Here is a 17797-nt window from a genome sequence, read left to right as displayed (position 1 = left end):
TGACGCCTCAAAACCCTTTCAAGCACAGTTGCCTCAACAGCGCTAACAGTTCTGGATGATGGCTCTCGACTACAGCTGGTTATGCAAATAGCTGTTTTATGTCTTCTACAATTCCACCGCGACTCTCACTTCACTGAACATTAAAACTGATAACTGTAGTTCACACTGGCAAACCACAGATACGGATTATCGTAACTCCCCTGATAAATTGATGGTGACTGTACGTGGGACGACTGCATATGCAGATACGACACGGCAGCACCGATATTGCTTTGTGGTGTAATTTGATATTGCGCTCCGGTAGCAAATCGCCATTCATCACCGGTCGGCAACGTCAGCGCCACATCGCTTTGCGAATTATAGACCGTACTATCAAATGCTACGCCCGCATTCAAACGCCATTGTTCCGTAGGTCGAAATTGCACACCTAAAGCCGTATGCCACGAATCCTTAAGACGACTGGACTTATCAACTTCTTGCCCGACCACCGTTATTTGCGGCGCGCCGAACTGACTCCAGTCCTGCCAGCCAAGATCGCCCATCACTGACCACTGTTTATTAATGTCATGAACCAGACTTAACATAATCTGCTGTGGAGCACGTACCTGCGCAGAAATAGGCAAATCGTATTCCACGTTCGGTAAGTTCGGGAAACGCGCTTTGCCGTCAATATCAAAATCGTACTCAGTTTTGCTGGTCCAGGAGATACCGGCCCGGGTTTGATCGGTCAGTTCCATTAATAATCCCAGACGATAGCTCATCGCCCAGTCATGATCCTTTTCTTTTTCATCGTTGCCATCAACATTTCGAGTGAGTGACAGAAAACCGTAATTGACGTTAACAGAGCCCCCAACGGAAACCCTGTCACTAAGCTTATAAGCCAGCGATGGACTGAGCGTCATCGCAACCATGGTGCTTTTCTTAATCAGCCGGTCGCCGGACCAATTGCCAAAATCGATCCCCAGACCGTAATTTCCGTATAGCCCAATACCAGCATAAAGATCGTCATTCACCTTCTGGGCATAGAATGCGCTGGCATTTGGAAAGAAGCGCATGATGTCACCGGGACTTTTACGCCCCGTCTCGTCTTCAAGTGTGTAGGACACATCACCATCCATTGCCTGTAATCCACCGGTGAACATATGATCCGGAAGTCGCGTCATTCCTGCGGGGTTAGTCACGATGGTGGAGGCATCCTGCGCACGTGCTGCCTGCCCCGCCCCTGCCAAAGCCGTATCTTCGGTGCCTATTTCATAAAAATAGAGTGCGCTAGCTTGTGCTAACGGCGAGCAAAAAAGACTAAGATAAATCAAGGTCAATTTTTTCATAGGCCACCTGCAGAATTTCTTCATTATTGAAGTAGTTAGCGTCTGTAAAAGCGTAGCTCGCAGCATTTAAATTGTCAGGCAAAAGCACCGGATTAAAAGCGCGACTTGTGCATACGTTCGAGCTGGATTTTGTCTGCTTCACTCGCTGTGTCAGCCAGGGACTGAAAACTATCTGGTGCGTAATAAGTTTTCGGTCGCGGAAGCGATTGCATGGAAGTGCCCGGGTAAATTTGTAACTCGCCCAGGCGCGCAAGCCGATATCCTTCGATCACGGCGGGAAAAGTCAGTTGCAGTGGCGTGGCGTTCTCGTACGAAACTGGGGTTGGTAACCGGTTATGCTCAAGAATATAGTTACGCTTTAACACCAGAAATTTATCTGGAACCCTACGTTTACTGTTCCACCAGTCACCGTCCAATTCGCGAAACTTACGCTCAGTTTCAGTCCGGGTTGCGACGCCAAGTTGCAGTAAAACCCGCTGCAGTTCGCGATCCACCGCCGCGTTGTATTCCGCAATGGATTCCACCCTGCCCTGTAAAATCACGTTGATGGCGATACGCGCACCCAGTAGATTTGAATAGAGATCTTCCGGGGAAAATGCAGAAATCTGCTCAGAAAAACCGGGAACAGACTCGAATCCATACCACTGTGCAATTTCGTGCCATTGAGCCAGTTCAAAGGCCAGATTCCCCGCCAACCAGGCGGCCAATGTGTAACGCTGCGCCATTGCTGCAGGAGGTGTGAAACCGTGTAGCTGTATCCGTCTGACGCCCAATTCTTCGCTGTAAAAAAAACGCCACTGTTGACCAAGTTTTGGATAAATACGAGAAAAGAGGTAAAAGGTGTTATCCGCCGTATCGCGAACGTGCGCTATGTCGATAAAACCCCCACGGTGGGTATAAAGCAGTCCGTTTTTTTCCTCACTCAGTCCAACGATATTTTTCACGGCCCCCAACGCACTATCGTTATAGTGATGACGCCCCAGTGAATCTAACGTTAATACATTGCCAATCTGGTAGACAGGGATCGGCACACCTATCGCCCTGACATGAAGATCATAGCCAAACGCGCAGCATGGGCGTAGTGACTCCGGCGGTGCTAAATGGCCGACAACGGGATATGCCTTATGCGCTTGTTTAAGAGTGAGGCCAGGAACTTCCGCGCAGGCAAATCCGGCTACCAGCAGTAAAAACAGAAATCCTTTAGCCATTCAGAATGCCTCCGCAATTTGAAAATAGAATCCTGCACTCTCTCTCCCAAAACCTAAATCCAGGCGGATATTCATGGCGGGCTTCACTTCAAAGCGATAACCGACACCCGCATTAGGTAAGATCGGATGATGTCCCATATCGTCAATGTTTCTGCCTAAAGCTCCTGCGCCCAACCACAACACGTAACCATGTCGCCAGTTGAGTTTTTTTCGATATTCCACCTGCCCACTTACCACATCCTTATCCCGATAACGCCCCTGGTAATACCCCCGCAGACGGCGGTCATCTCCGGCCATTGATAAACGATCCCACGGCACGTCTCCACGAGTGAAACGTCCCCATAAATCGAACGCCAGCACAGTCCTGTCATCAAGTAAAAGGTAACGATCGTATTGAACCTGTGCTGCCGTAAAATGAGTATCTGAACCAAAAGACGGATCAAACCAGGTGTACTCCAGCTTAAAATAGTGTCCATGCTGTGGCCGCGTGACAACGTCACGCGTGTCGTAACTCAGACTTACACTGGGTCCAGACGATAACGGCGATGTCTGCGCATTATTTAGGCTGAACACGTCCCCCTGATGCGGATCGTCAACGTCCGCCTGCATAGAAGAAAAATCCCAACCCGCGCCGAGATAAACGCGTTCAGCGATTTCTCGCATCAATACAGGATGCAAACTCACGGAGTTGTTGGTGTAATCCTGTTCATTACCCTGGGCTGCGTCGTAGCCAATGCCCCAAAAACCCGTTGGCACTTTGTTCACTGAGCCGTCCACAAACAATCGCCAACGGTCGTCGGTAAAAAAGGTATAACTGCTGATCCCCATTCCCAACGCCCCGCTGGCACTGACATAACCCGTCAAGGAAACAGAAGAGTTCTGAGTTGTTTTATCTGCCGCATCCACCCGGTAGATCCCCGCCACCGCCATGCCAAGACCCAGCTTCAGCTCTGGAGTGTAAAATGGCCCCGGCAACACGCTCCAGTTCACCCCTTTTGCCGGATCGTACTGGTTATCCGCACCCAGCTTCCCGAGGAAAGCGTCAATTGAGGGTTGATCCAATGTTAACGCCTCCGCAGACCAGGTCGTCAGAGCCAATAGCGATGTCAACATGACGCGATAACCGTTCATCAGAAGCGATATTCACCGGCAATAAAGAAGCTATTGCGTTCGTTAAATCCAAACTCCGTCAGGACGTTAAATTGTGGTGTCATTTCAAACTGAGTCCCCAGCAGCATGTTCCACGGAGAGGTCAGATTCTGTTTAACATCAAATCGCCCGTTGCCATCCTGGTTTACGGCCTGGATCAGTGGCTGAAGCTCAGCGGGCATATGCAGATCGGAGAGGCTACCCCTGAACTCCTGCTGCACGTTCTGGTACATACTCCCCACCCAGACGCTCAGATGAGATTCGCCCACCGGCCCCTGAAATTTAAAGCGATATCCAACACGGGGAGACACGGTAAGGGCTGAAATTTTGCCATCCAGAATGTCAAAATCAGTACGGGTATAGTTGGTATCCACCAGGGCAAACCAGTTTTCGTATCCTCCTGCCAAAGTAATACCGGTTCCCCAGGTTGTTCCTTTAAAATCTAGAATAAAATCAATATCCTGTAGCTCACCGCTCTGATAAAGTTGATGCACAGATGATGCGATAATGCGGTCAACACCGGTGTAGCGCGAAGGGTCTGCATCTACTGAAACATTCGAGACCGACGATCCGCGTGTGTGCCCTACCAGCCCGTAAATGTTCAAAAACGGGAAGACCCACATGTCGAGACGTAGGTTTTCAGTTTTGCTCTGTTCACGCGTATGGCCGGCATCAATATTGAACATATCGACAGGAATCGGGTGATTGCCAAGCGCCAGTCCGGAAAAACTGATGCTATCGACATCAATATTTTGCCGCATGTTCATATAGCTCAGGTTGATGCCAAACGGTAGCGGAATGGCATATCCCCGCGCCCTGGCCTCCTCGCCCCAAATAGGAAACGTGCTGGCATCAGTTTCAGCTGCGCTGGCCACGCCGGAAACCCACAGCAACGGAACAACCGCGTGGAACCATTTCATTATTTGTCCTCATTCATTCCGCTCATCCCTACAGGCCAGAGCCAACATTAAAATAAACTGCTTGTTCGTTATCGCTAAAAGCGACATCTACACCGGTACGCAGTCCGTATTCGCGCGCAATCAAATATCGAATACCGCTGCCCCAGGCCACTTCTGCGCTACGGTAAAGCTCTGATGTACTGTCTGCCGCACTTCCAGCACCGACAAAACCCAAAACAATCCAACGCGACGACATTTGCCAGGCTAACTGCGTCTGAACGGTACTCACGTCATCCCCCTGGTAGCGATAGCGAGAGATACCACGAAGTTCGATATAAGGGCGCGCCATTGGTGGCAGATGTTTATCCTGCTGCGACAGCGTTTGATAGTTCCCTGCAAGTGAAAGCGTCCAGTCGGCGTTCAGTGGCAGGAAAAACTTGCCTTCGAGCGTCAGCAGGTCGTAGCGATAGTCGCCCCCAAGATAATGGCCGTAGAATTGATACTCGCCGCTAAGAGAAAGCCCGCGTCCGGGCCAAAAGAAGTTATCGGTTGTGTCGTATTCCGCTACCAGCCCCAATGCAGAGGTGATGCTGCTTTCACCCAATAGCTGCCGCCATACCTGGTTGACGAGCGGATTATTGCGGGCAGAGATATCCATCTTTGCCCAGAACTGTGATGCTCCCAAAAAAACGGGAGAATCCCCTGCGCGAAAGAGAAGCTTTTGCATACCGCCATAACCGCGAGTTTCGGTTTCCACGGCCCGGTTATTGCCAAAGCCCAATACGTCACCGGAATATATATCCAGATTGACATCGGCATAGCCTCCTGCAACCAGATAGCGAATGTGGTCATCCTGCCAGGTGTGGCGATGCCCCCCTCCTACAAACCAGGTACCGTTTTGCGTTCCGCCACCGCCAAACGCGCTCATGGCCGGGGGAATAAACTGCCCATCAACCTGTCGTCCCTTGCCATGCAGAAACAGACCGAACAGGCCGCCGCCATAACCAACGGCCGGTTCGGTAATAACCAGCGGAATCGGTAGAAAACCGTACGGGTTTTCTTGTAAATAACGGCTCATGTCCACCATGCCGTCTTCAGGATCGATAAGCCCTGTCGCCATAGCGCGCCAGCACAGCAGAGGAATTAGCAGAAAAAGCCAACGCATTATTTCCCGCCTTCTGGCGGTGTTGCGGGTGCGGTATACCAATTCTCTTTGGCCACCATCACGCTGTTTTCTGGCTGTAGCACAAAATTCGGAGACATAATCTGCACGTTAAATTCGTTGAAGACGTCCTGAATATTGCTGTGCAGTTCATTGCGGGCATCTGCCAGAGATACATCCGGCAGCAGGCGCACCTGCAATTCATAGGAAATATACCAGTCCATCAGACTCAGCTGACGCACCAACGGCGGCTGTGAAAGATCGATTCCTTTGGCACGCTTGGCTGCCAACTCCAGCATTGCGTGGACCTGGCGCCAGGGCGTGTCGTAGCCAATGGTAACGCCGACCGTCAGGTTGACGCCGCCGTTGGTGCTTTGCGCGCTAAGGTTAGTAATTTTTCCACTAACCACTACCGCATTTGGCACGGTGACCACGTAATTTTCACGAGTGATAATTTTGGTCGCGAGCATACCAATTTCGCTTACCAATCCCTCGTTGTCCGCTACCCGAATCATGTCGCCTTTGCGCAGCGCGCGCGAATAGATCAAAACCAGTCCACTCATTGCGTGGTTCATCACCCCGGCCGACCCCAGCGTGAGCATCAGGCCAAAGAAAACGCTGATACCTTTAAACGCCAGTGAATTGGCACCGGGCAAAAAGGGATAGGCTGCAGATAGCGCAAAGAGCCACACCACCACAGAGATCAACTTCCGGGTTGCGCCCACGGTTTCAGGATGAATTCCAGGCAACTGCAAACGCCCTGCCTCCACCTGGTTGAGAACCACCTTAAGCAGCTTCAGTATGAACGCAGTGATGAGAAAAATGATCAGGACGATCATCAAGCCAGGTAACGCTGAGACAATCGACAATGCAATATCACGCACTACGCGTACAGACCAGTCACCAAGGGACTCTCCCCAGACGCGCGTCCAGGGAAACAGGCTAAAGACCCAACTCAGCCAAACGTAAAGTGCAACGATACCCAGCAGGATCATCAACAGTGCGTATAGGCGTGTCTCGATAGCGCCGATAAAACGCCGCCAACTCTGGGGGATCCAGCTTTTGTTCTCAAAAATGCGACGACGATAAACGCGTCTGACCCAACGCCAGGAACGGTATGCACCGAACCAAAACAGCACCAGTCCCACCAGACCAGCCACCGTTTTCACCGCCGACAGCGCCAGCCAGCCGCTGTTATACTGATCGCTCAATGCAGACCGCTGCGCCTCCATGCGCGCCAGTACGCGCTGCGCCGCCTGGTCGAGCGTAAGATCGTCTCCTTCGTCGAGATCGCCTTGTGTCAGCAACATCACCGGTTTACCGTTCATCACGATAAGCCTTCCCGGCTGGTTATAACGCGTGACCGACACAACCTGTAGCGGTTCGCGAACATCGGCTTCAGTGAAATTTCGTAGTGTATTGCGGATGCGCAGCACCCGTTCTTCTGGCGTGGTAAGGCCGAATTTCGCCTGGAGCATGACAATCGGTTGATGAAAAATATAAACCGTTCGCGCGCGTTCCTTTTCGGTGGGCTCCTGACGAGGTTCCGCCGCATATGTGTTAACAACCAAAGAGGAAAGAAAGCACATTAAAAAAGCGATCACAATCCTGTTCATATTCGCCACCGAAAACGCGAGAATTATCGTTATTATTCAAAAAGCCAACGCAAATTTGATTGCTTTTTTTAGCATAGACCAGCCTTTCACTTACGCAATGTTAGTGATAAAGAGATCTTCATTTCATGTGAAAGATGACATTGCCTTTCAAAGGTTCTTTTCCTCATCACTAAATATAAGCGTTTGATTATCCCGTCTGATAAAAAGGTAAATAACGCTTCCCTACGGGGTCAGTCAGCGTATCCATTCGTAAAGAAATAGCGCCTCTTTGACCTGAATAGAGCATTTGGCAGCTATGTATCCGCGAGGCTTGCATAGCGTCCTGGTGCATAAAATTAACTGTCAGTGTGTGTTGCATCGATTCAGCATTATGTTGAAATCCAATAATGATAACTTCTTCCATAATTTATTATTAAATAACTTCCAGATGGAATAACCCCTCCGCCTTAATTAAGCTGCATTAAATTAATCACGATGCGAAAGATATGCCCTGCATTATTCATATTTTTGCAGGAATTCTCGAATAGTTATCTTGTGAAAGTAATTAACCTCCATTAGAAAAAATTTGGAGGATTTTTTTCGTGTCTATACTCAAAAGGCTTTCCTAATGAACGGAGTTCCCCACCATGCATAAAAGTGTCCCTTTTAGAAGGACGATGATTGCCAGTGTGCTAACGTTAGCAGCTGGCGCTGTGTCCACTGTTCATGCTGCACCGGCGACATCTACCGCACCGGAAAATGCGCCAAAGCAAGACTCATCTAAACCAAATATTGTCGTTATATTTGGTGATGACATCGGCTACTGGAACCTGAGTACCTACAATCAGGGCACCATGGGATATAAAACCCCAAATATCGACAGCATCGCTGCCGAAGGTGCCAAGTTCACCTCCTACTACGCTGAGCAAAGCTCGACCGCTGGCCGTTCTTCATTCATTACCGGACAAATGCCGTTCCGTACCGGGATGAGTAAGGTGGGGATGCCGGGTGCGCCACAGGGTCTGCAAAAAGAAGATCCGACCATTGCGAACATCCTGAAGCAACTGGGCTACGCTACTGGCCAGTTTGGTAAAAACCACCTCGGTGATCGCGATGAATTCCTGCCAACCGCGCACGGATTCGATGAGTTCATGGGTAACCTTTACCACCTGAACGCCGAAGAAGAACCGGAGAACCCGGACTACCCGAAAGATCCGGCCTTCCGCAAAGAGTTTGGCCCACGTGGCGTCATTAAGAGCACCGCCGATGGCAAGATTGAAGATACCGGTCCGCTTACCGTCCAGCGTATGAAAACCGTGGACGAAGAAACGCTCGCGGCCAACAACGACTTCATGGAACGTCAGGTTAAAGCCGGTAAGCCATTCTTCACCTGGTTCAATACCACCCGTATGCATAACAAAACGCACCTGAAAGACGGGAGCATTGGTGCTACGGGCCTTGGAACCTACGCCGACGGCATGGTGGAACATGACAAGATGATTGGTGAAGTGCTGCAGAAGATTAAAGATCTCGGCATCGAAGACAATACGATCCTCGTCTATACCACCGATAACGGCCCGATGACAGCAACCTGGCCGGATGCAGGCGAAACGCCTTTCCGCGGCGAGAAGAACACCGGTTGGGAAGGTGGTTTCCGCGTACCTGCGATGATTCGTTGGCCGGGCCACGTTAAGCCAGGCACCATCGTTGACGGCATTTTCGGCAGTAACGACTGGTTCCCTACCCTGGTTGCGGCTGCGGGCGATCCGAACATTAAAAACGAGCTGTTAAAAGGCTACAAAACGCCGTCCATTACCTACAAGGTGCACCTGGATGGCTACAACCAGCTCGACTACCTCCAGGGCAAGGGCCCGAATCAACGTAAAGAGTTCTTCTACTGGAGCGATGACGGCGATCTGCTGGCTATGCGCTACGAGCGTTGGAAAGTTCACTTTATGATTCAGGAGCATACCGGTCTTGATCTGTGGAAATACCCATTCACCAAGTTGCGTACGCCACTGATCTTTGACCTTGAAGTCGATCCGCTGGAGAAAGGCAGCGACGGTATGGGCTACAACTCCTGGTTCTACGACCGTCTGTTCCTGATGGGCGGCGCGCAGAAATACGCGAAAGAGATGCTGGAAACCTTCAAAGAGTTCCCACCGCGTCAGAAACCGGGTTCGTTCACCATTTCCGACGCTTCGGCGATGCTGGAACAAGGCTCTAATATCAATAAATAACCTAAGCCTGCGGGCAGGCTGTTCAGACAGCCTGCCCGTTTTTTGAAGAGTAGTGACGTTTTCTTGTTAGGGGTCTGCTATATGAAGTACAGCACCACACTACCGGTTAAAGCGCTTCCGTCGGCGGAAAAATATGACGGCAAAGGGCCAGAATACAAGCGCCGCTTTCATGTGATGGCCAAGCCCACCGGCTCGACCTGTAACCTTGACTGTTCCTACTGTTTTTACCTGCACAAAGAAGAGCTGCTGCATCAGGACAGACATACTGGCATGAGCGATGAAGTGCTAGAGAATTTCATTCGTCAATACATTGATGGCCAGGACGGCGACCAGGTGGTCTTTTCCTGGCAAGGTGGCGAACCCACATTGATGGGGCTGGAATTCTTCCAGAAAGTAGTCAAATTTCAGAAGCAGTACCAGAAGCCCGGCCAGCGCGTCGAGAACGATTTACAAACTAATGGCGTGTTGCTGAACGACAAATGGGCTGAATTTCTTAAAGAACATCAATTTCTGGTGGGGCTGTCCATTGATGGCCCACGAGAACTGCATGACCGCTATCGCGTTACCCGTAGCGGCAAACCGACATTCGACAAAGTGATGGCGGGCGTTGAGGCCCTCAAGCGTCACGGCGTCCCATTTAACGCCCTGGTCACGGTAAACCGCACCAATGCTCGCTTTCCGTTGGAAGTATACCGCTTCGTCACCCGTGAACTGGGCGCAACTTACGTACAGTTTAATCCGTGCGTCGAACCAGTCGATTTCAAGCAAACCGCACCACAGTTCTGGCAGGACGAAAGCATCCCGTTAACCGGTAGCCGCCGCGCACGCCCTGGCGATCTCGATTCGATCGTCACCGACTGGTCAGTTGACCCGGAGGACTGGGGCACATTTCTGATCGCCGTGTTTGAAGAGTGGGTTAATAACGATCTGGGCCGCGTACAGGTCAATCTGTTCGAAACGGCGGTCGCGCAGACGATGGGAATGCCTGCTCAAATCTGTACCCATTCAGAGTTCTGCGGTAAAGGGCTGGCGATCGAGAAAAACGGCGATATTTTTTCCTGCGATCACTACGTCTATCCCGAGTACCAGATCGGCAATATTGAACATGCCCAGCTTTCACACCTGGCTTTTTCCGAACGGCAAAAAGCCTTCGGCATGGGCAAACGCGACACGCTACCCAATTACTGCAAAACCTGCCCTTATCTGAAGCTGTGCTGGGGCGAATGCCCGAAAAACCGCATTGTACGCGCACCGGACGGCGAGCTGGGGTTGAACTACCTTTGCCCGGGCATTAAAGCCTTTTTTAACTATGCCGAGCCGATTCTGGTGGGCATCACAACCTTACTTAAACGTGATTTTGCAGGGCTACGCCGATGATAAATCGAGAAAAATTATTACAGCTTGAACAACGCATGAATGAGCAGGTTCTCGGTCAGGAAGAGCTGGTGCGCATGCTGATCATCGCCCTGCTTTGTGATGGACACGTTCTGCTGGAAGGCCTACCGGGTCTGGCGAAAACTCGCGCTGTGCGTGAGCTTGCGCGCCACGTTGAGGGGGATTACCGCCGTATTCAGTTCACGCCGGATCTTCTGCCTTCAGACATCACCGGCAGCGAAATCTATCAGCAAAACGCTTCCCGCGAAGAGGATCAGTTCCGCTTCCGCCCTGGCCCGGTGTTCGGCAATATCATTCTCGCCGATGAAATTAACCGCGCCTCGGCGCGCGTGCAGTCCGCTCTGCTGGAAGCCATGGAAGAACGTCACGTAACGGTGGCGGGCAACAGTTGGCCTCTGCCCGGTGTTTTTATGGTCCTTGCCACGCAAAACCCGGTGGATCAGGAAGGAACCTGGCCGCTGCCGGAAGCCCAACTGGACCGTTTTTTGATGAAGGTGCTGGTGCATTACCCGTCTAAAGAAAACGAACAGAAAGTGATGCAACTGGTGCGCAGAGAACAGCAGCAAAAGTACCAACAATTGACGAACGTCACACCGGCCGCACCTGAACAACCCGATGCGCTGATGCTGAGCCAACAAGAAATTGCCGAATGTTGGCAGGCTATTTCCGCCGTTCATGTTTCCTCTACTGTCGAAAACTATATCGTCAATCTGGTGGACTTAAGCCGCCATCCGCAGTCAGTGAGCGATACGCTGGCCGGGTACCTGACCTTTGGCATTAGTCCCCGCGGCACCCTAGCCCTTGAGCGTTGCGGTCGCGCGCAGGCCTGGCTGGAAGGTCGGGATGCGGTGCTACCAGAAGACATTAAAAAGATAGCCCCGGCCGTGTTGCGCCACCGCCTGATGCTCAGCTACCAGGCCAGCGCCGACAACTGCACGCCGGATGATGCCGTACGGATGCTCCTTGATGCCGTGGTAGCGTGATGAACAGTGCCGTTTGCGTTGACCGCGATACGCTGCTGAAGCTCGCTGGCGATGCGCGAGCCATTGCCAATCCGCCAGGGCAGATCCCACCAGGCGCACTTGGCGGAGAGCGCACATCACGACAGCAAGGTCGCGGGCTGAACTTTGACAGCCTACGTCGCTATCAGCCCGGCGACGACGTCCGGCTGATTGACTGGCAGGCCACCGCGCGCATGCGTACGCCGTGGATTCGCCTGTATAACGAAGAGAAAGAACGTCCCGTGTTCTTGTTGGTCGACCAGAGGCGGGATATGTTTTTTTCGACGCGCGTGCAGACAAAATCCGTCGCTGCGGCTAAAACCGCCGGGCTGCTGGCCTGGCGCAGCTGGCACGACGGCGATCGTTTAGGCGGTATCGTCTTTGGTGACCAGGACTTTTCCCTGCGCAAATGCCGTGCGCCAAACGCTTCACTCCCTGCATTTCTCGACGATTTAGTGCAGTACAACCACGCCGTGGCGGACAACTATCCGCATGAAGCCCCCCATCCGCTCACGCTGGCAGCCATCCTGCGCCACAGCCTGCCGTTGATTCCAACCGGCTGCTGGGTCGCGTTAATCAGCGACTTTCATGATATGGATAGTGAATGCGATGCACTGCTGGCGGCCCTGCGCCGTCGGGGAGAAGTGAGCGCGTTCGTGATGCTCGACGATCTGCATTTGCGCCTGCCTGCTCACGGGCGACTGGCGGCCTGTTATGAAGGGCAAGAGGTGGCATTTTCACTCTCGCCTGCACTACAGGACGGCATCAAACAGAGTATTACAGCGCGGCTTTCGGCGCAGGCGTCGCGCCTCACGCGGCTTGGCGTCCAGGTGAAGCAGATTGTTGTCGCCGGGGATCTGCTCAGACAGCTACAAAAAGGGGTTTAGATGCTGGAGAAAGGATTTACGGTACCCGAACTGGCGGAACCGGTTCTCCCCGATTCACCGTCATGGTTTCCCCTGCCGCCGGGATGGTTCGCTCTGGGCGGCGTCGTGCTCCTCGTGATACTGGTTTTTCTCATCTTTCGTGTCGCCAGATGGCGCCGCAATCTGTGGCGTCGTCAGGCCCTGACGGCCCTCACTCAACCGCAAACGGTGGACAGCTGGCTGCTGCTGATGAAACGTATTTTGCTGGTGCATCAGCCGCGTGAACAGGTTAGCGGTGCGCTGGACCCTGCCCAATGGCTCCCGTCCGTCCCACTGGATAATGCGCTGCGCCAACGTCTTTGCGAACGATACTGTCAACCAGACAACCAGTTGAGTGATGCCGATACCGCGCGGCTGCGTGTGCAGCTTCGCACCTGGCTTGAAGGACTACCCCATGTCTGAATACTTCTCACGACTGGCGTTCGCCTGGCCATGGGCCTGGCTGCTACTTATCCTACCGTTGGTAGGCCGCTTTGTGATGGCCAAAGAGCGCTCACTTAAAGAGTATGTTCGGGTCCCTTTTTTACCCGGGCTGATCAATGAACTCCAGCTCAATAGCCAGCCTGCCCACAGCGGAAAGTTATCGACCGGGCTGTTCTGGCTGGTCTGGGCGCTGCTGGTCTGCGCGCTTGCCCGCCCGGAATTGCTGACTCCGCCACAACATATTGAAAAACCAATGCGCAACATCATGCTGATTCTGGACGTTTCTGGATCAATGGAAAAAAACGATGTTGCGGGGGGCATTACCCGGCTACAGGCGGTGCAGGAATCGGTTAAAAAATTCGTGGCCGCCCGCAAATCAGATCGTATCGGTCTGGTGATCTTTGCTAACAGCGCCTGGCCATTTGCGCCCGTCAGTGAGGATAAACAGGCGCTGGAAACCCGTATCAATCAGCTTGCGCCAGGCATGGCGGGGCAACAGACGGCGATTGGCGACGCGTTGGGCGTGACGGTGAAACTGTTAGATTCCAGCGGTGATAATGAAGCCAGCAAATTGGCCATTCTTCTGACCGACGGTAACGACACAGCTTCGCAGTTGACACCTCGCCTTGCCGCACAGCTGGCGGCCAGCCATCACGTACAGGTCCACACCATCGCTTTTGGCGACGTCAACAGCAGCGGCGATGACAAGGTGGATTTAGGTCTTTTGCAGGATATCGCCCATACCACCGGCGGGCGCGCATGGACGGCGCAGAACAGCGGTGCGTCGCTGGATGCGGTCTGGCAAGAAATTGACGCCATCACGCCGGTGCAGGTGAAGAGTATTGGCTGGTCATGGCGAATACCGTTGTTTGCCTGGCCTCTCGCTGCCGCACTGGTTTTATTGCTGGCTTTTAATATTTATCGCGCGCTCAGGGAGAGAATGGCATGAGCGATTTTCACTTTTTATACCCCTGGTGTTTGCTGCTGTTGATTCCTGCCATCGCGCTGTGGTGGTTACCCTCTGCCGGGCGTAGCGCCTGGTCACGCATTATGGATAAGTCGCTGGCAAACGCGCTGATCGTCGGGCGACAACGTAAACTCAGTCGGGCGCTGCCGTGGCTGGTGATGCTTGGTGTTATCGCGCTCGCAGGCCCAAGCTGGCAGCGTCAGCTTCCCGCCGCCCTGACGCCAGAAAGCAACGTGATGGTGATTTTGCAGCAGGATACCGCGATGCTTGCCAGCGACCTGCCTCCCAGCCGACATCAGCGGATGCAGACCAAAATCATGTCGCTGATGGAACGCATGCCGGGAACACGCTTTGGCCTGGTGGTCTATAACGCCGGGGCCTGGCTTACCACTCCACTTACCGTCGATACGGCCTTTTACTCGCTGTTCCTGCATGCGCAAACGCCTGCACTATTACCCTCTGGCGAAGGTTCTGGATTACAACATGCGGTCTCGCTGGCAATGCACAATATGCCCGCCGCGCCGCGCAGCATTATCCTGGTGACCGATACCTTAAGCGCGGAAGACGCCAGATGGCTTGGTGAACAAAATACGCCGCTACAAATCTGGGTGCCCGGAACCGCGCAAGGGGGCGCGCTGCCCGAGAAATATGCCGCCAGCGGTACGGATACACGGTTGAACGTTTCGCGCTTCGAGCAGATGCGCGACGACGGAATTCCGGTCACGCTGGTAACCACCGATGGTGAAGACCTGCCCGTGGTACAGAGCCACATCCAGCAAAGTGTCACCGCGCAAAACAATGCCCGCAGCGATTTACACTGGCGGAACGATGGCTGGATGCTAACGATCCCAATACTTGCCCTGCTGTTAATCTGGCGACGCCAGCTCTTTTGCTGGGTTTTGGTCGCGCCGATGCTGTTCTGGCAGCCTTCCGGCCACGCCGCCTGGCTGGATGCCTGGATAAGCCCCGATGTGCAGGGGCAGCGTGCGTTCTCCAGGGGGGATTACACACGCGCGGCCCAGCATTTTAACGATCCACTCCGGCAAGGTATCGCATGGTATCGGGCGGGAAATTATCCCGCCGCTACCGCCGCGTTCCGACAGGCTGAACAAACCCCGGAAGCGCTGCTTTGGACAGGCAATAGCTACGCCCAGCAAAAACAGTGGCAACAGGCGTTGAACAGCTACGATCGGGCATTAAGCCTGCGCCCGGACTGGAAGCTGGCGCAGGGTAACCGCGCAAAAATCGCCGCAATCATCATGCAACTGCGACAAAAGGAGCGCGAAAATAAATCGGCTCAGGGAGAAGAAGAAGATTACAAACCCGATGAAATTAAGCACGACCTGAAGCCCCACCAGGGGGCAGAACAAAAGGATATTCAGCCCATTGCCGGAGGGAATCCACAGGTGAATCAGTGGTATGAAAATCTGGCGGTTTCACCTTCTGGGCTGTTAGAAAGCCTCTACCGAACCCAGCCAGGAGAAGACCAATGAAGCTTATCTGGTTATTACTGCTGGCGGTACTTCCCTGCCAGGCGGCAATGACGGTCTCCCGCGAATTGATCGCCCCCGAACACGTTGTCCCTGGCCAGCCGGTGCGGGTAGCGGTAACGTTCTGGACAGATTCCTGGTTTAACCCGCCGCCGCAGTGGCCTGATTTCCCAGTAGAAAATGGCGATATTCTAACCAGCACGTCACCGAATCAATTGCTGACCCGTCACGATGGCGGTACAAGCTGGAGCGGCGTGCGCATGGAACGCCAAATCACTGCATGGGATCAGGGTAAGCTGGATTTACCGGCTTTCGAAATGACATTAACCGCATCCGGGCAAGCACCCGTTACGGTCAAACTGCCTGCACTGGAAACGGCGGTTAGCTGGCCGACAGGTGTCCAACAACCGGACCGTTTTCTGCCCGCTTCCAGCTTTTCGCTCAGCCAGAAGGTCAATATTTACCGCAGTGGTGAAGATAAAACGCTGCGCGCCGGTGACGTAATCGAACGCGTCGTCACCGCCAGCGCTACCGATGTCATGCCCGCTCAGATCCCACAGCTGCTGTATGCTATAAACGGCACGCACACCCAACGGTTGACACCTGAAAACCGTATGCTGACGTCGGGGCGCGGTGACATTACAGGCGCTGAACGCGTGGAAACACTCCGCTATTTACCGGTTGTTGCAGGAGAAATCACACTACCGCCGATTAAATTACGTTGGTGGGATACAACCCATCAGCAATGGCAAATCGCTGAACTGCCCGGCAGTAAATATACCGTTGCCGCTTCACGCACCGCTGGGGCAGAATCTGTGTTAAAAGGCAGCCGCGACACCTTCACATGGTCGACCGTGCTGCTGCTGACGGGCAGCCTCGCTTTACTCGTTCTTATGTTTATTTTCCGCCGCACATTGCTGCGTAGCGCGCGTTATTTATCTCACCGCTGGTGCCGATTCTGGCAGCCGATTTCGTTACCGGGACAAACCCCAGATAACAGGAACTCACAATGAAGCGTACGTTAATTACACTGGCTTTATGCGGCCTTTGCAGCACCGCCGCGGCTGAGCCCCTCTCCGCATGGAATGACACGGCAGCCAAACACGCTATTGAAGAATGGGTACAAAATGCCACCAACCCCGATCGTCCAACGTTTATTCCCACTGATAAACGCTACGTCGTATTTGATAATGACGGGACACTGTGGCCGGAAGCGCCGATGACGTTTCAGATCCAGTTCGCGCTGGACGAGATTAAACGTCTTGCCCCAGAAAATCCCAATTGGTCGAACGATCCGCTGGTGCAGGCCGTATTGAAAGACGACCTCAAAAGCGTCGTCGGTTCAGGAGAAAAAGGGCTTATGCACCTGCTATCGCTCACGCACAGTGGCATGACAACGGAGGACTTTACTCAGCGCGTTACCAACTGGGTTTCAACGCATAAAGACCCACGTTTTGGCTGCCAGTATGACCAGATGGGATATCAACCTATGCGTCAGTTGCTGGATTATCTACGAGAGAATGGCTTTAAAGCCTGGATTGTTTCCGGCGGCGGGATAGATTTCATGCGCGTGCTCTCGCAAAAAATGTATGGTATTCCGCCAGAACAGGTGATCGGATCGTTCGCGCTCGGCGAGTTCGCGTTATCCGGAGATGGGACAACAATCACCAAGACGATGTCGGGAGCCTTCAATGATGACGCGGCGAACAAGCCCGTGGCGATCCACCTGTTTATGGGGCAGCGCCCCGTGGGCGCATTTGGCAATAGCGATGGCGATCTCGCCATGCTGCAGTACACGGCCGCCAATCCGGACGCGAAAACCTTCGGACTGCTGGTCCATCATACCGATGCCGCACGTGAATACGCCTATGATAGTCACCCACCCGCAAGCGGAAAACTTGTTGATGGATTAACGCAGGCGAAATCGCATGGCTGGACCGTGGTTGATATGAAACAGGACTGGAAGACCGTATTTGACCCGGCGCAGTGCGTCGTGAAATCATCACCATAACGA

Annotated in this window: 15 protein-coding genes; 9 read left to right on the top strand and 6 right to left on the bottom strand. The window is 53.1% G+C overall.

What is annotated here, in order from left to right; genetic code table 11:
* Window positions 1-140 precede the first annotated feature (140 nt).
* The 6 genes from OGX90_RS11920 to OGX90_RS11895 form a co-directional block, all read right to left on the bottom strand.
* Complete coding sequence (locus tag OGX90_RS11920; RefSeq protein WP_079934034.1) at window positions 141-1328, bottom strand: OmpP1/FadL family transporter; 1188 nt, start codon at window positions 1326-1328, stop codon at window positions 141-143.
* Window positions 1329-1420: 92 nt separating this feature from the next.
* A complete protein-coding gene (locus OGX90_RS11915; protein WP_286623909.1) occupies window positions 1421-2536 on the bottom strand; it encodes a DUF4056 domain-containing protein in 1116 nt (371 codons plus the stop codon).
* On the bottom strand, window positions 2537-3649 hold the full coding sequence (locus OGX90_RS11910; protein WP_225280800.1) for a BamA/TamA family outer membrane protein: 1113 nt from the start codon (window positions 3647-3649) through the stop codon (window positions 2537-2539). It lies immediately after the preceding gene.
* Between the two features lie 17 nt (window positions 3650-3666).
* A complete protein-coding gene (locus tag OGX90_RS11905) occupies window positions 3667-4605 on the bottom strand; it encodes a hypothetical protein (protein ID WP_286623907.1) in 939 nt (312 codons plus the stop codon).
* 28 nt (window positions 4606-4633) lie between these two features.
* Window positions 4634-5749, bottom strand: coding sequence for a BamA/TamA family outer membrane protein (locus OGX90_RS11900; protein ID WP_502872847.1), 1116 nt, complete (start codon window positions 5747-5749; stop codon window positions 4634-4636).
* Complete coding sequence (locus OGX90_RS11895; protein WP_032943434.1) at window positions 5749-7362, bottom strand: mechanosensitive ion channel family protein; 1614 nt, start codon at window positions 7360-7362, stop codon at window positions 5749-5751. The genes OGX90_RS11900 and OGX90_RS11895 overlap by 1 nt, the downstream gene beginning before the upstream one ends.
* A gap of 626 nt (window positions 7363-7988) precedes the next feature.
* Here OGX90_RS11895 and OGX90_RS11890 point away from each other — a divergent pair.
* The 9 genes from OGX90_RS11890 to OGX90_RS11850 all read left to right on the top strand — a co-directional run bounded on the left by OGX90_RS11890 (window position 7989) and on the right by OGX90_RS11850 (window position 17794).
* Window positions 7989-9581: an arylsulfatase gene (locus OGX90_RS11890; protein ID WP_079934031.1), complete on the top strand. Its 1593-nt coding sequence runs from the start codon at window positions 7989-7991 to the stop codon at window positions 9579-9581.
* A gap of 81 nt (window positions 9582-9662) precedes the next feature.
* A complete protein-coding gene (locus OGX90_RS11885; protein ID WP_048235385.1) occupies window positions 9663-10958 on the top strand; it encodes an anaerobic sulfatase maturase in 1296 nt (431 codons plus the stop codon).
* Complete coding sequence (locus OGX90_RS11880) at window positions 10955-11959, top strand: AAA family ATPase (RefSeq protein ID WP_079934029.1); 1005 nt, start codon at window positions 10955-10957, stop codon at window positions 11957-11959. The genes OGX90_RS11885 and OGX90_RS11880 overlap by 4 nt, the downstream gene beginning before the upstream one ends.
* Window positions 11959-12864: a DUF58 domain-containing protein gene (locus tag OGX90_RS11875; RefSeq protein ID WP_286623905.1), complete on the top strand. Its 906-nt coding sequence runs from the start codon at window positions 11959-11961 to the stop codon at window positions 12862-12864. The genes OGX90_RS11880 and OGX90_RS11875 overlap by 1 nt, the downstream gene beginning before the upstream one ends.
* Window positions 12865-13305 carry a DUF4381 domain-containing protein gene (locus OGX90_RS11870; RefSeq protein WP_079934027.1) on the top strand — a complete coding sequence of 147 codons (441 nt, stop codon included), beginning with the start codon at window positions 12865-12867 and terminating at the stop codon, window positions 13303-13305. It begins immediately after the preceding gene.
* On the top strand, window positions 13298-14275 hold the full coding sequence (locus OGX90_RS11865) for a VWA domain-containing protein (RefSeq protein WP_071446458.1): 978 nt from the start codon (window positions 13298-13300) through the stop codon (window positions 14273-14275). Before OGX90_RS11870 ends, OGX90_RS11865 begins: the two co-directional genes overlap by 8 nt.
* Window positions 14272-15786, top strand: coding sequence for a tetratricopeptide repeat protein (locus OGX90_RS11860; protein WP_286623903.1), 1515 nt, complete (start codon window positions 14272-14274; stop codon window positions 15784-15786). The genes OGX90_RS11865 and OGX90_RS11860 overlap by 4 nt, the downstream gene beginning before the upstream one ends.
* Window positions 15783-16796, top strand: coding sequence for an oxygen tolerance domain protein (locus OGX90_RS11855; RefSeq protein ID WP_286573706.1), 1014 nt, complete (start codon window positions 15783-15785; stop codon window positions 16794-16796). Before OGX90_RS11860 ends, OGX90_RS11855 begins: the two co-directional genes overlap by 4 nt.
* The gene (locus tag OGX90_RS11850) at window positions 16793-17794 is read left to right on the top strand and encodes an HAD family hydrolase (RefSeq protein WP_286573708.1); all 1002 of its coding nucleotides are present in this window, start codon (window positions 16793-16795) and stop codon (window positions 17792-17794) included. Before OGX90_RS11855 ends, OGX90_RS11850 begins: the two co-directional genes overlap by 4 nt.
* Window positions 17795-17797 lie beyond the last annotated feature (3 nt).

Source organism: Citrobacter sp. Cpo012 (assembly GCF_030333015.1).
GTDB lineage: Bacteria > Pseudomonadota > Gammaproteobacteria > Enterobacterales > Enterobacteriaceae > Citrobacter > Citrobacter portucalensis.
This window is presented reverse-complemented; position numbering and strand designations above follow the sequence as displayed.